The following is a 14,188-nucleotide window of genomic DNA, read 5'->3' on the forward strand; positions in this document are numbered from 1 at the left end:
CATCATCAAACAACGACTACCCGATGGGTTCTTGCTTTCAGGCCGGATTAAAGACCGTTTGACCTGTCAAAACGCTCCAGATAATCCGCGCCAGTTTATGCGCAATGGCGACAACGCCCTTGTGCAATCCGCGACGCTGGACGATGTCTATCATCCAGCGCGCCAGATTTGTGTCTTCGTTTCGCTTGGCCCAGCGCAGTGTGTGACGTGCAGCCTGCACCAGTAATTTTCTCAAGTAGGCATCCCCACGCTTGGTAATCCCTGACATCACCGATTTATGACCACTGGCCTTTTGTCTCGGCGTTAACCCCGTCCACGCCGCAAAATCCCGGCTGTTATGAAAGACCTCCGCATTGCCCACCGTACTCTTGATGGCCGTCGCGATATGAGCCCCGATTCCAGGGATAGAGATCAGATTCTGGCATTGCTGATCCTGTTCGCCATAACGCTTTAATTCTTCGTTAATGTGATCAATCCGACGCGATAACAGGTCATATTCAGTCAATGTCCAATTCAACTCCGACTGCATCATGCCAGACAGCTCACCTTGTTCCAGAATCTCACGCAACCCTTTAAGCACAGCATTGATCCCGATGGGAAAGATATAACCATAGTCCGCCAACAAACCGCGCATCTGATTGCAAAGCGCAGTGCGATCCTTGACCAGCCGTTCTCGCATTCGATGCAGGCTCTGAACATCCTGTTGACCCAATGACTTGATCGGTACAAACCGGATATTGGGTCTCATGGATGCTTCATAAATGGCCAGAGCATCGTTCTGATCGTTCTTGTTGCCCCGCACAAATGGCGTGACATGCTGGGCCGGAATCAACAGTACCTGATGGCCTTGTTGCTGAAATAACCTGGCCCAGTAATGCGAGGAATAACAGGTCTCCATGACGACTCTGGAGGGTGTTTGCTCCAGCATGAATTGCCTGAATTTCTCCCGGCTGAGGCGTAACTGCTTCGATACCTTGTTGTGCCCGGAGACGATGCAGATCTGAAAAACGGACTTTGCAAGATCGATGGCGATGGTACTAATATTGTTCATGTGGACGCTCCTCATATTGACGTTTTGCTCGTAACAAAATATTAGCGCTTTTGACGCTGGATCATATGGGGAGCGTCCATCTCATCATCTATTTAATCCTGCACGGTGAGCACCGGATTAAATAAATGTCCCCTAAAGTTTGATTTTTGCTCAAAAACATCCGCGCCACCTTGCCAAAAGGGCATCCAAAATGTCACGAGCAAAAAAACAGCCATGTAGATACAGGGAGGGAAAAGAGAAGCAGCAGCCAATAGCGGCGGGGGAACCCGTTCACCAGACCAATACGCATACGGAAATACCAGGCTATGGACGCCAGATGGGAAACACCACCAGCGTATTAACCAGGCATAGGACTGGTACTGGCACAGACATTGGCAGACACAGCGGCCTGCCCAGCGCGGTTAACATTAGAGCGGAATAATACGGATATCACTCTGGGCAAAGATGCGGCATGCCAGCACAATACTTTGCTCTTCATCACGCGGGGTAATATGCGCCCGGCTCATTTTTTTGCTGAGATAGGTACCACTGGTCACCTTGACGCGACACTTGCCGCAACCGCCACCCTTGCAGCCGACCAGCACTGGCGAATTCTCGGCCTTGCCGATATTAGCCAGCAAATTCTTTTGTGAATCGGCTTCAAAGCATTGTGATTCATTGGCAACCCAAACCTGATGACAGGTTTTTGCCGTGGGTACAACAGGATGCTGATGTTTCATGGCCACACTTCTTTTTATTGTTAACCTATGAGCCTCCATATTACTCATTCAGAGCAGAAAATCGCGCAAATCCTGCTCCTGATTACGGGAAATAGGATTTCTATTTTGGGATCATAGTATCACCAACGATGACTAACAGGCCTGCAACCTGCAAATCGCATGGCTATATCAAATTGACAGTAAATATATTATTTCATAAAAAATAGAAATAGATCATTCCCTGCCTCCTACCTATTGGGGAAATCTATTTAATCCTGCACGACTCTGCGCGAGTGTTGCCGGTGATCAGGGCAAGGCGGCGAAATAATGAGTCCTTTTCACATTCGGTAACACCGCCCTGGACGGCGGCAACCCGTGCCCAGCGGGAGTATCGAATTAAATAGACATCCCTATTAATTATAAAAAACACAACACGCCTTTTAATCAGCTTCATTCCGAACATTGAATTTTTTAGATATAAAAAGTGCAGGATGCAGGGAATCAACCGGACTCTCTGCATCCTCAGATAACGTTATTAAATACCCGCATCCAGTTTAGTCTTGATCCAGGAAAATGCTTCCTGCACATCATAATTGCCGCTATGCGGTGTAAGATAAGGCATTTTAAAAGAAACATCTCTAACGGATTTGTCATTTTTAATCGCGTAATACAGCGTCAATTGCATGGCATAGGCAGTATCCCGGTCAATCATCCCGTGACGGACATACCAGTACGGTGCAGAGTCGGCATCGGTATTCAGATAAGCAATGGGATTAATCAGTTTTAGCTGTGTTGCCAGCTCGCTGGTGCTCGCCAGGTAATCCGACCAGGCCAGCCCGGTATCGTCTGTACCAGAGCCATCACCCAATACTTCGTTATTATTCCAGCTCCATTGGGTAAAGTTGGCGTACTCATAACTGTCGCTGCCAAACAGATTGGTTTCACCGCTGATATTCGGGTTACCGGTTACTCCCACTGCATCAAATGCCACTACGGTCTTAAGGGCAATTGGAGTAGTCACAAACTTCAGAAATTTCTCGAAATCGATATCGGCAACCGTTGCGCTGGTTCCACTACCCGACAGGGTCAGCCAGTCATTGGCAATGGCATACGTCGTTCCACGCAGCGTCACGCTGAAGTCTTCACCATAATCAGGCACGTCCGTACCCGCCGCCAGCTGACGTTCAAGCTCTTCTTTCAGCTGTTCTACGATAGCGCTATTCATGGTCGCATCAGTGAGCGCCGAGCTATCATCCAGCGTCAGGTTCAAACTGTTCAGGTAATCCGGGAACAATGCCGCAATCGCTGCGGAAGCTGCGGGTTGGACACCAGCCGAATAGGCAACGCCATTCAGGGAACCCGTATTGTCATCACTACGAATGCCATTATATTGCCATTCGTAACCGGCATCAGCATTACCCAGGTTATTGATAGGACAATACGCTACCGCCGCAAATACATCATCGTTGATTGTACTGGCCAGGCTATCATCCTCACCTGTAACACCGGCAGCACCAACAGCAGCCAGGAAAGGTAAATAATCGGCACTGTTGCCGCTGGCAGAAACCGCAGCAGTCAAACCGCCACCACCACTTGTGCCAGTAACCACTATACGTTCAGCAGAACCCGGCATCAGCGCATCGTTCAGACGCAAGTAGCGAATTGCCGCCTTGGCATCCACAACCGGTGCAGGTGCCTTGCCAGCCCAGCTGCCATCAACCGCTCTGGCACCACGACTGCGTGTACCCACATCGATAAAGACATAGCCTGCTTTTAACGCTGCACCGACGGCATCCGTGTCTGACGTGCTGACAAATTCAGCACCCTCGGTAATATCGGTCGCTACAGCACTGGTAAACCAACCGGCGTTATTGACTTTAAAATACAGCGCGGTGTTCTCATCGCTGACAGAGGCTTCGGCAACCGAGACAATCATGGTCTGGTAAATATACGGGTCATCCAGCAGCATAGTACTGCCAAATGCGCTTTGTGATGCCATTTCAATCGGGTTGGCAACATAGACAATCCGGTATTGACGTACTGCCATAGTGACGCCATCCAGGCTGATATTAACCGTTGTATAGGCGGTCGCATCAAATGCCAGCTGGTTGTCCTCGCTGTCCACAACGGTGGAGATGGCCGCAGATGAACTGCTGTTACTGTCATCGCTGCCACACCCAGCCATTAACCCGACAGTGGCAATAGCAAACGCCAGAGGTTTAATAAATGAGAGGTTTGTTTTTTTCATGTTTTGTTACTCCGCTGGTACAGATTCTTATTATTTAAAAGGTACTGACATATTAGGGGCGTGCTTTCACCTCCATTTTTTACATGGATTTTTAATACAAACGGTACAGATAACAACCAGAGGGTTTGCATCCATATCGCATCACTGGTAAAGCTGCGAGGTAAGCACAGGTATTTCATACCTATGAATCATCAATTATTTTTATAAAAAACCAGGGTTTTATTCAGAAAACCGTTTCAGTTCCAGAGTTGATCATATAGCTCGTAAAAATTTAATCAACATAGATTAAAAAACGAATCGTTCTCATAAAAAAACGATAAAAAACTTTCATTTCACAAACCGACATAGCGTAAAAAATGTATCGGCTCACCTTTACATATTCGTCCCTGCAAAAGTGGGCATTTCGTCAAGCGGCCCATTCCCTAGCCTGTTCCCATTCGAATTCAGACTCGTACGCCCCATCTATTACCCCTGATAACACCCAGAATATGAGCGCAAAAAGAGACCTCAGGTGCCTCAGAATTCTTCTCAGGTTCTGACCAACTCCGCACAGCAGAGCGTGGATGCAATCTCCAACAACCCCTTTCAGCCAGTTTCTTTTCATGAGTCCGTCTGACTTCATGTGACCGATGATCGGCTCTATGCCATTGCGCCTTGACTGTTCCGGGTGCACTTTGCCTCGTCCTTTCTTTTGATGGCTGATGCAGACATCGACGGCGGCTATACGGCTGTCGTGTTGCGCTCCCCGGTACCCTCGGTCGACCAGGATCTCTTGCGGTTTAATCCCGGTGTTTAGCCAGCTTTGAATCAGATTCCAGTACAGGGGATGGCCGTCGTAGGGGTTGTCAGGGACACAGTAGCAGGCGGTGATGAAGTGACTATCAGTCGTGGTAACCACGGCCACTTTTTGGCCAAATTCATAGCGTTGTCGGCTTTGCCTTTGGCGATGCACTGAACGTCTGGTTCATGCAGGCTGTACCGTTTCGGGCCTTCCCAGTCTTGCTGTGTTTGCTTGATGAGTTGAGAGGCTTGCGCGGCTTTTTCAAGAATAAGCCGGCTTTGCTCGGTGACCGGTAGCTTGCGCAGGATGTCTCGCGTCAGTCGCCCAACCAGCGTCGCCATTTTCTTGAGAGCCTTCTTCAAACGCTTGAACTGTCGGGCATGGGCGTAGCCCGCCGCTTTGTGTTTGAGATGAGTCAGTTCTTTTTCGTAGCTCTGACGTAACGAAATGCCTTGGGCTTTGGCTAACATCCCCCGCTGTTCCTGTACACGTTTGAAGAGTCGGCTGTCGGTCGGATAGGCAATGGCTTTTTCCATCACGGTCGTGTCCGCGACCAAGGTCTGACAGCTGGCTTCGTCGATGATATTCAGTTCCAACCCTAGGCGAACCGTCATTTTCATCAGTGTCTTTAAACCGTCCTCGCCGAGACGTCGGCGGAAACGCCCGAACGTGATGGAATCAATCGGTGGTCGATGTTGGAAATACTGCTCGCCGCGAAGTGCTGCCAGTAGGGGTTTTCTACCCAGCGGGCGATGCAGTGTTCATCCGATAGCGCGTAGATGTGTTTGAGGAGTCAGGCCAATCATTAATCGGGACGATGATCCAGGGCGTCCGTTGTCTGTGCAGTAAAAACTCTGACAGTGACGCTCCAGTTCAGCCCAGTCGATACGTTGACTGAGCTGAACGAGTTCATGCCTGGGGTCGATTAGGTCAAGCAGCTCCGGGCGCAGGAAATCTTTCTGTTTATCGTGCTGTTTGTCCTTGGGAGTCATGGCGATCTACCAGATTTTGATATCGTAATATGATTTTACTAGTAGAAAGTCTGGCCGCAACAGGCGTGTAAGGCTGTTGAATGCTGGCGTCGAAGGTGTTGCAGGGACGACTACATACTTGACAAATACGACTAAATAGACTTATTTAGCGAAATTTTCCCAAGAAAATTTGTTTAGAAATCAACAACAGTCGATAAATCAGTGAATATAAAAAATACCAGTCAAACTGCATCAATGGCGTACATGAGCCAACATCTGGCGGTGAATTAAATTGACAGTAGAATAATGGGTCAGCTGACGATCATGGTGCGCTTCAAAGCCTGGGACAGATAGACAAAAGAGCAGATCTAACAATAACCGCGCTCGCCATTACGGTGGCAAAAACCAACCAAAAATGCTCATTTATCGCTCATAAACGGCGCTTTTTCGTCGATTTTTGCCTTGCACCTTCATCGCTCGCTACATTTTTAGATACATCTAAACGCTCCACCACAGGGCTGATTGTTCCAGCTCTGTAACAATCATGTAGGAAAAATGGCAGCAGAAGACACGGACTCAGGAAATCGGAGGTGAGAGATAAATAGGCAGATTGCAGAAATAACGGTTGTACTATACCCCGTGCACCAGACTGGTCAGCAGTAACCGGTGAATGCGTTCCGTCGTTTGTGCCGGTTGCCCGGCCTGACGGCAATGCTCAATCACCGGCAAGCAGATTTCATCCACTTCCAGTGGCCGTCCCTTCTCCCGGTCGACCAGCATGGAGGTTTTGATGTCGTCAAATTCCGAGATCAACCGGAACATGTCGGCGGCATCCTGTGCTGTAAGGCCAACGTCGAGTTGCTGGGCCGCACGCACGGTTTCCGCCATCATCTCACGCACGATTTCTTTTAATACCGGATCCTGGGTCATCGCACGGGTGGTCAGCCAGGTCAGTGCCGACAGCGGATTAACACCATTATTGATCACCAGCTTACGCCACAATGCTTGCTGGATATCGTCGCTGAGCGTACAGGGAATCGCGGCTGCAACAAACACCGCTTGCCACCGCAACAAATGCGCCTGCCAGTCGGGATTGCGGCGACTATCGGGCCAGGCGCCCATTTCTATCTGTGCCGCGCCCGTTGCCTCCACTTGCCCTGGCGCTACGATATGGCCACCAATACGTACGGCCAACCCGCCCAGCGTTCTGCCGCTGCCAACCACGTCGGCGATCAGCGGTTCATTACCCACACCGTTTTGCAACGACAATAGCGGCGTACTTGCCGCCGCCAGCCAGTTAGCCAGCTCCGCCATCATGCTGGCGGTGACCGTGGCCTTGGCGGCCAGGATAATCAGATCAAAGTCGGCGCAGCCATACTCAGACATCAGTGCGGGCATATCACAGGCCGATACCGGGGCAGCAAACTCGAACTGCGGGTGTATGACCTTTAACCCCTGAGTTTGCATCGCCCGAAGATGAGCGCCACGAGCAACCAACACCACGTGGTGCCCGGCATCCATCAGCCGGGCTGCGTAATAACAGCCAATACCACCAGCCCCAAGAATCAGCACTTTCATTGTTTTACACCCGACCTGACGGTTGTTTCAGCACTCGGTGGTCAAACCGCTGATCGCACCACGCCACCGTCCACCCGTAATGCTGCACCGGTCGTGGCCGAAGCCAGCGGACTACAAATATAAGCCACCATGGAGGCGACCTCGCGGGGGTCGGCAAAGCGCTTGATCAACGACGATGGACGCACCTTTTCGAAAAATTCCTGTTCAAACTGCTCGAAGGTTTTGCCTTCGTTTTTAGCCAGCTCGTTAACAAAGTCTACCACGCCACGGGAGCGGGTTGGCCCCGGCAGTACGCTGTTAACGGTGATGCCAGTTCCGGCCAGAGATTCCGCCAAACCTCGGGATACCGCCAGCTGGGCCGTTTTGGTCATGCCATAATGAATCATTTCAGCCGGGATCTGCAGCGCACTTTCACTGGAGATAAACACAATACGTCCCCAGTCCTGCTGCTTCATCCCCGGCAAATACAAACGACTCAGACGCACACCGCTCATGACATTGACCTCGTAAAAACGAAACCAGTCTGCATCAGTAATATCGGCAAATTCGGCGGGTTCAAAAATTCCCAGGCTGTTGACCAGAATATCCACCTGCGGGAATTGTTCAGCCAATTGTTCAATTGCTGCGGCATTGGTCAGATCACCGGCAAAACCCAGCAACTCACCACTGACACGGGGGGTCAGCTCGGTAATCGCCGCCTCGACCGCTGCCGTGGTACGGCCATTAATAATGACGCGGGCACCTTCCGCCGCCAGGGCTTCGGCAATCGCAAAACCGATACCTGCGGTGCTGCCGGAGACCAGCGCCAGCTTGTCTGTTAATTGCACATCCATGTCGAGACCTCAGGGAGAAGTGAGTAGAAACCTGAACGCAGAAAACGGCCGCCAAGCGACCATTTTAAAACCAACAGCGTAGAGGGGACATCTAAAAATGTGCCCTCTAAAACGGATCAGCCAAAACGACCTGTAATCGTGCCCATGCCCTGATAACGGACACTGAAATTATCCCCCTTCTTGCACTGGATCGCAGCGGTAATACCACCGGTCATAATGAAGGTGCCTGCCGGAATTTCTTCACCGCGTTCACCAAACATATTCGCCAGCATGGCAACCGACGCCGCCGGGTGGCCCAGTACCGCAGCACCGGCACCGGTGGCGATGACTTCGCCATTGATTTCCATCACCACACCAAAGTTTTTCAGATCGACGTTTTCTACACGCTGCATCTGGCCACCGGTAATAAACCGGGTAGACGATGAGTTATCCGCAATCACACTCTTCAGATCAAATTTGAAATCCTTGTAACGGGAATCAATGATCTCAACCGCAGGCAAGACAAAATCCGTTGCCGCCAGTACGTCGGCAATGGTGATACCCGGGCCTTTCAGTGTTTTTTTGGTGACGAAGGCAATTTCAGCTTCGATTTTCGGGTGAATCAATTCATCGGTCTTGATTTCACCGCCGTCTGGCACGGTGAAATAATCACACAGGAAACCGTAACATGGGTGTTCAACGCCCATCTGCGCCATTTTGGCCCAGCTGGTCAGGCCCATTTTCAGGCCGACGATCTTGTGGCCTTTTTCTTCCTTGCGACGACGCAGTTCCCACTGGATATCAAAGGCATCCTTGTAGGTCATTTCCGGGTAGTCATCCGTCAACTTGGTGACTTCATAACGCTCAAGTTCTGCTTTTTCCAGATGCGCAGCCGCAGCGGCGATCTGTTCTGCATTCAAGTTGTTGCTCATGGTCTGTGTTCCTTATCTGTGTGTTCACATCGGATAACGCCTTCGGCTTGTTTATCCGATCAGCATTCTTCTGGCTGCCCCGCCGGAGCGTGGCAGCCAGTCCAGCGTTAGCCTTTCGCTTTGTTAGCCTTTCGCTTTCGCTTTGGCCATGGTTAACGCCAGATCTTCAATCATGTCTTCCTGACCACCCACGGTGCCGCGCTTGCCCAGTTCCACCAGGATGTCGCGGGCGCTGACGCCGTATTTCTTTTCGGCACGCTGGGCGAACAGCAAGAAGGAGCTGTACACACCGGCATAACCCAGGGTCAGGGCATCACGGTCGATGCGGATGATCTGATCCATTAATGGCGTGATCAGGTCTTCGGCAACGTCCATGATTTGGTACAGGTCGATGCCGGTCTGACAGCCCATGCGGTCGAGTACCGCGCACAGCACTTCCAGCGGCGTGTTACCCGCTCCGGCACCCAGACCAGCGACTGAGCCGTCGATACGGGCAGCCCCGGCGTCGATGGCGGCGAGGGAGTTGGCTACGCCCATGGCCATGTTGTGGTGGCCGTGGAAGCCGATTTCGATGCGGCTGTCGAGTTCTTGCCGCAGCAGGCCGATTTTCTGGCTGACTTCGTCCGGCAGCATGTAACCCGCAGAGTCGGTGCAGTAGATGCAGTTGGCTCCGTAACTGACCATCAGTCGGGCTTGTTCGAGGATTTTTTCGGCCGGTACCATGTGCGCCATCATCAGGAAGCCGACGGTGTCCATGTCCATTTCACGGGCGATGGTGATGTGTTGCTGGGAGACGTCGGCTTCGGTGCAGTGGGTCGCCACGCGAATGGTGGAGACGCCCAGTTCTCGGGCCATTTTGAGGTGGTCAACGGTGCCGATGCCGGGCAGCAGCAGGGCGGAGATTTTCGCCTGTTTCATTTTCGGGATCACGGCACCGAGGTATTCTTCGTCGCTGTGGGCCGGGAAGCCGTAGTTCACCGAGGCACCGCCGAGGCCGTCGCCGTGGGTGACTTCGATCAGTGGCATGCCGGCGGCGTCCATGGCGCAGGCGATGGCGACCATGTCGTCAACGCTGATCTGGTGACGTTTGGCGTGCATGCCGTCGCGCAGGGACATGTCGTGGAGTTTGACGCTTTTACCTTGCAAGTTCATGTTCATGCTCCCCTGTTATTCGCCACGTGCTGGCAGTGTGATGGTGCCGTTGGCGGCTTCTTCGGCAAACATTTCGGCGGTACGCAGTCCGGCGGCGGTCATGATGTCGAGGTTACCGGCGTATTTGGGCAGGAAGTCGCCCAGGCCTTCCACTTCCATAAACATGGAGACGCGGTTGCCGTCAAACACCGGGCCGTTGACCAGGCGGTAACCGGGTACGTATTTTTGTACGTCAGCAACCATGGCGTGAACCGATGCGGTGATGGCATCACGATCCGGTTCGCTTTCGGTGAGGCAGTGGACGGTGTCGCGCATCATCAGTGGCGGTTCAGCCGGGTTGATGATGATGATGGCTTTGCCTTGTTTGGCACCGCCGACTTTGGACACTGCACCGGCGGTAGTGCGGGTGAATTCGTCGATGTTCTGGCGGGTGCCGGGGCCAACGGATTTGGACGACACGGTGGCGATGATTTCGCCGTAGTCAACCGCTTGTACGCGGGACACTGCCGCCACCATGGGGATGGTGGCCTGGCCGCCACAAGTGACCATGTTGACGTTCATTTCGAGGTTTTTGGCGTGCGCGGCAAGGTTCACCGGCGGCACGCAGAACGGGCCAATGGCCGCTGGGGTGAGGTCGATCATGATCACCCCCAGCGCGTTGAGCTTGCGCGAGTTTTCCGCATGCACGTAGGCGGAGGTGGCGTCAAAGGCGACACGAATGTCGTCGGCGATTACCTGTTCGAGTATGCCATCGACGCCGGTGGCGCAGGTTTTGATGCCCATCGTGGCGGCGCGTTTGAGGCCTTCGGACTCAGGGTCAATGCCCACCATCCAGACCGGTTCAATCCATTCGGAACGTTGCATTTTCATCAGCAGGTCGGTGCCGATGTTACCTGGGCCGATGATCACGGCCTTCAATTTTTTAGACATAACATTTCCTCGCTGAGTCTAACGCTTATACGAAACGAACAGAGGCAGAACCGATGCCACCAATGGTTACCGACATAAAGTCACCGGCTTTAACCGGTTCCAGCGGCACCAGCGAACCAGACAGAATGACCTCACCGGCCTTCAGCGGAATACCGAATTCACCCAGGGTGTTGGCCAGCCAGGTAACACAGTTCACCGGAGAACCCAGCGCCGCAGCACCCGCACCAGTACTGATGATGGAGCCGTTCTTTTCTACCACCATGCCGCAGGTGGTCAGATCGACATCCAATGGGCTGACAGCGGTATCGCCGAGCACAAACAGGCCGCACGAGGCATTGTCGGCGACGGTGTCCTGAATCTTGATTTGCCAGTTTTCAATGCGTGAATCGACGATTTCGAAACACGGAATCACAAAGTCGGTCGCCGCCAGCACGTCGGCATTGGTGATGCCGGGGCCAAGCAGGTCTTTTTTCAGCACGAAGGCGATTTCACCTTCGGCTTTGGGCTGAATCATCAGCTCACTGATGGGCATTTCTTGGCCCTGGCTGTATGCCATCTTGTCGGTCAGGTAGCCAAAATCCGGCTGATGTACGTTGAGCATGTTCTGCACCGCTTTAGAGGTCACACCGATCTTTTTGCCAATGATGCGTTCACCGGCCTCGATACGGCGCTCGTTCATGCGCAGTGAAATATGATAAGCATCCTTGATGGTGATGTCGGGATAGCGCTCCGTCAGCGGGCGCAGCGTGGTACGGGTAACCAGCGCGTTATACAGCTCGTCTCCCGCTTGCTTGATATCAGCTTCATTCATAAAAAATATCATCCATCTCGGTGAATAAATCAGCAGTATCGCGACCGCTGAATACTGCCTGCATTTGGGTGTATCAAAATACGACGGCGACGTGTGCGCGGTTCGACGGATACACCATTTAGAGTTATTTAATTGCCCGTTCGCCAAACCGGAGCGTCATGGTGCCGCCTTGACGACCCAATGTACTCCTCAGCCAATTCTGCTCAACCGACTAAATTTGAAACACAAGATCCCACCTATGAGAGCAGCTTTCGAAATGACTATGAGACCAATGCCATATCCTTCAGCGGTTCATATCTCGCAATCACATAATCAATAAAGGCTCGGGTTTTTGTCGGTAAATTACTGCGATGTGGATAAATCATATTGACCTGTTTGTATCCAGCACCCCAGTCAGGCAACAGTTGCCGCAAACGGCCACTGGCCAGCGCCTCCGCAACCAGGTATTCCGGCAAGCAGGCCAGGCCGACCTTTTCCAGTACCATATCCAGCGCCAATCGCGCTTCATCGGTTCTGAAATAGGCTTTGGGGACAAAAGAGACTGACTCCTCGCCCTGGTTAAAACGCCAGACAGGCAAACCACGGGTGGCAATCAGTGGCAGCAAGGCAAGTTGAGAGGGATGTTCAGGATAACGGGCACCAAAATCGAAATCCGCCGCCGCACACAGCATGACCGGCGCTTTCATCAGCGGCCGCGAAATCCAGTCGTTCAGGGTAATCGGGCCGAGCCGGAAGGCGATATCAATGCTGTTTTTTACCAGGTCAGAATGGTCATTGGATAACAACAATTCCACCGATACGCGGGGGTTTTGCTGCATAAACCCCAAGACCAGCGGCTTGATATAATGATGGCCAACGGCAATCGGCGCGGTAATCTTGATTTCGCCAGACAGTGACGACAGTTCACTGTTAACGCCATCAACCCGCATTTCCAGATCATGTATGACTGTATGCACACTGTCATACAAACGCACGCCAGACTCGGTCAGGCCAAAATGTTTGGCGGTACGATGGATCAGCTTATAACCAAGGCTTTTTTCAAAGCCCTGGATTCTCCGGCTCAAGGTCGATAACGGTACATTCAGAAAGCGGGCAGCAGCGATAAGGCTGCCCTTCTCGACCACCACGACAAAATAGTAGAGGTCTTGATAATTCACCATCCCGGCACTGCCGAAGTCCCTCTCCGCAGACCAGTTAACCGGTGTCGCCAGCGCTATTGGGCCGTTCTCGAGCTGCTTTGACATCCGTCTACCCGACGCTTTTCAGTACACGACGGGTCGATAACACGTCCAACCCCGTCAACCGGTGTGCCAGACCAGTGATGCCGCCCGGCACATACAGAGTCATCAGAATCGCCAGCGCCCCCAACCCCATCAGATACCAAGTGCCGTAGTCGCTGAAGTAATGATCAATTAGCCAATACACCAGCGTGCCAATCAACGGGCCTTCGATGCGGCCAATACCGCCAATCATCACGATGAAGATACCGAACGCCGTCCAGTTGACACTGAACGCTGCTTCCGGGCTGATACGCAGATTACTGACAAAGTAGAGACCACCAGCAAGGCCACAGCCCAGCGCGGCGATGATATAAACCGCCAATTTCATCCGGGCAACATTGATACCTTGGCTTTCGGCCGCAACCTCACTATCACGAATAGCTTGCAGCGCCAGTCCCTGCTTACTGCGCAAAAACAGGTAGATACCGACAATGGTGACCAGTACTGCCGCCAATGCAACCCAGTAGGTAACACTTTCCCGGAAGGCCCGGCTGACGCCGCGAAAGGCTGTCAGGCTGGTGCCTGAACCACCGCCCACGGCATCAATATTGGCGACGGTAAGACGGATAACTTCAGAGATCACCCAGGTGCCAATGGCAAAATAGCCACCGTGCAGCCGGAAAGCGATTTTCGACACTGGTAATGCCACCAGCGCCGTCGCCAGTGCAGCCAGCACAATGGCCACAAACGGATTGATACCGCCCTGATTAGCCAGTGCCAGCATAAAGTAGCCACCCAGTCCAAAAAAAGCCTGCTGGCCGACCGACACCATGCCGCCGTAACCGGCCATCAGGTTCCACATCATCGCGAAAATAAACAGACAAGCGACGTTCACAAACTCGTACATCCAGTACGAATCACCCCATAGGGGCATGGTGCCACCAATGACGGCAACAGCAACCAGCACCGCCGCAAGCAAAATATTCTTGTTCATACATTCTTCT

12 protein-coding genes are annotated in these 14,188 nt (G+C 52.4%); all 12 read right to left on the reverse strand.

What is annotated here, in order from left to right; genetic code table 11:
- Positions 1-37: 37 nt before the first annotated feature.
- The 12 genes from SOJ49_RS17355 to SOJ49_RS17410 all read right to left on the reverse strand — a co-directional run bounded on the left by SOJ49_RS17355 (position 38) and on the right by SOJ49_RS17410 (position 14,178).
- Positions 38-1,051: an IS110 family transposase gene (locus tag SOJ49_RS17355; protein WP_369855738.1), complete on the reverse strand. Its 1,014-nt coding sequence runs from the start codon at positions 1,049-1,051 to the stop codon at positions 38-40.
- A gap of 407 nt (positions 1,052-1,458) precedes the next feature.
- Entirely contained in the window at positions 1,459-1,770 is a 312-nt protein-coding gene (locus SOJ49_RS17360) for a 2Fe-2S iron-sulfur cluster-binding protein (protein ID WP_369855739.1), read from the reverse strand.
- Positions 1,771-2,284: 514 nt separating this feature from the next.
- The gene (locus SOJ49_RS17365; protein ID WP_369855740.1) at positions 2,285-3,997 is read right to left on the reverse strand and encodes a subtype B tannase; all 1,713 of its coding nucleotides are present in this window, start codon (positions 3,995-3,997) and stop codon (positions 2,285-2,287) included.
- 807 nt (positions 3,998-4,804) lie between these two features.
- Positions 4,805-5,398 (reverse strand): hypothetical protein, encoded by a 594-nt coding sequence (locus SOJ49_RS17370; RefSeq protein WP_369855741.1) that lies wholly within the window; start codon positions 5,396-5,398, stop codon positions 4,805-4,807.
- Positions 5,399-6,379: 981 nt separating this feature from the next.
- Positions 6,380-7,327: a ketopantoate reductase family protein gene (locus SOJ49_RS17375; protein ID WP_369855742.1), complete on the reverse strand. Its 948-nt coding sequence runs from the start codon at positions 7,325-7,327 to the stop codon at positions 6,380-6,382.
- Positions 7,328-7,368: 41 nt separating this feature from the next.
- Positions 7,369-8,160, reverse strand: a complete 792-nt coding sequence (locus tag SOJ49_RS17380; protein ID WP_369855743.1) for an SDR family NAD(P)-dependent oxidoreductase — start codon at positions 8,158-8,160, stop codon at positions 7,369-7,371.
- A gap of 116 nt (positions 8,161-8,276) precedes the next feature.
- Positions 8,277-9,071 (reverse strand): 2-oxo-3-hexenedioate decarboxylase, encoded by a 795-nt coding sequence (gene dmpH, locus SOJ49_RS17385; protein ID WP_369855744.1) that lies wholly within the window; start codon positions 9,069-9,071, stop codon positions 8,277-8,279.
- Positions 9,072-9,194: 123 nt separating this feature from the next.
- Positions 9,195-10,223 carry a 4-hydroxy-2-oxovalerate aldolase gene (gene dmpG, locus SOJ49_RS17390; protein ID WP_369855745.1) on the reverse strand — a complete coding sequence of 343 codons (1,029 nt, stop codon included), beginning with the start codon at positions 10,221-10,223 and terminating at the stop codon, positions 9,195-9,197.
- Positions 10,224-10,238: 15 nt separating this feature from the next.
- The gene (locus SOJ49_RS17395) at positions 10,239-11,153 is read right to left on the reverse strand and encodes an acetaldehyde dehydrogenase (acetylating) (RefSeq protein WP_369855746.1); all 915 of its coding nucleotides are present in this window, start codon (positions 11,151-11,153) and stop codon (positions 10,239-10,241) included.
- Between the two features lie 25 nt (positions 11,154-11,178).
- Positions 11,179-11,964: a 2-oxopent-4-enoate hydratase gene (dmpE, locus tag SOJ49_RS17400; protein WP_369855747.1), complete on the reverse strand. Its 786-nt coding sequence runs from the start codon at positions 11,962-11,964 to the stop codon at positions 11,179-11,181.
- A gap of 260 nt (positions 11,965-12,224) precedes the next feature.
- Positions 12,225-13,208: a LysR family transcriptional regulator gene (locus SOJ49_RS17405; RefSeq protein WP_369855748.1), complete on the reverse strand. Its 984-nt coding sequence runs from the start codon at positions 13,206-13,208 to the stop codon at positions 12,225-12,227.
- A 4-nt stretch (positions 13,209-13,212) separates the two neighbouring features.
- Positions 13,213-14,178, reverse strand: coding sequence for a branched-chain amino acid ABC transporter permease (locus SOJ49_RS17410; RefSeq protein ID WP_369855749.1), 966 nt, complete (start codon positions 14,176-14,178; stop codon positions 13,213-13,215).
- Positions 14,179-14,188: the final 10 nt, after the last annotated feature.

This window comes from Candidatus Thalassolituus haligoni (assembly GCF_041222825.1).
GTDB classification, from domain to species: Bacteria; Pseudomonadota; Gammaproteobacteria; order Pseudomonadales; family Oceanobacteraceae; genus Oceanobacter; species Oceanobacter antarcticus.

Excerpts from the sequence above, each read along its gene's own strand:
- SOJ49_RS17355 (WP_369855738.1), bottom strand. The coding sequence starts at position 1,051 with ATGAACAATATTAGTACCATCGCCATCGATCTTGCAAAGTCCGTTTTT.
- SOJ49_RS17360 (WP_369855739.1), bottom strand. The coding sequence starts at position 1,770 with ATGAAACATCAGCATCCTGTTGTACCCACGGCAAAAACCTGTCATCAG.
- SOJ49_RS17365 (WP_369855740.1), bottom strand. The coding sequence starts at position 3,997 with ATGAAAAAAACAAACCTCTCATTTATTAAACCTCTGGCGTTTGCTATT.
- SOJ49_RS17370 (WP_369855741.1), bottom strand. The coding sequence starts at position 5,398 with ATGAAAATGACGGTTCGCCTAGGGTTGGAACTGAATATCATCGACGAA.
- SOJ49_RS17375 (WP_369855742.1), bottom strand. The coding sequence starts at position 7,327 with ATGAAAGTGCTGATTCTTGGGGCTGGTGGTATTGGCTGTTATTACGCA.
- SOJ49_RS17380 (WP_369855743.1), bottom strand. The coding sequence starts at position 8,160 with ATGGATGTGCAATTAACAGACAAGCTGGCGCTGGTCTCCGGCAGCACC.
- dmpH (WP_369855744.1), bottom strand. The coding sequence starts at position 9,071 with ATGAGCAACAACTTGAATGCAGAACAGATCGCCGCTGCGGCTGCGCAT.
- dmpG (WP_369855745.1), bottom strand. The coding sequence starts at position 10,223 with ATGAACTTGCAAGGTAAAAGCGTCAAACTCCACGACATGTCCCTGCGC.
- SOJ49_RS17395 (WP_369855746.1), bottom strand. The coding sequence starts at position 11,153 with ATGTCTAAAAAATTGAAGGCCGTGATCATCGGCCCAGGTAACATCGGC.
- dmpE (WP_369855747.1), bottom strand. The coding sequence starts at position 11,964 with ATGAATGAAGCTGATATCAAGCAAGCGGGAGACGAGCTGTATAACGCG.
- SOJ49_RS17405 (WP_369855748.1), bottom strand. The coding sequence starts at position 13,208 with ATGTCAAAGCAGCTCGAGAACGGCCCAATAGCGCTGGCGACACCGGTT.
- SOJ49_RS17410 (WP_369855749.1), bottom strand. The coding sequence starts at position 14,178 with ATGAACAAGAATATTTTGCTTGCGGCGGTGCTGGTTGCTGTTGCCGTC.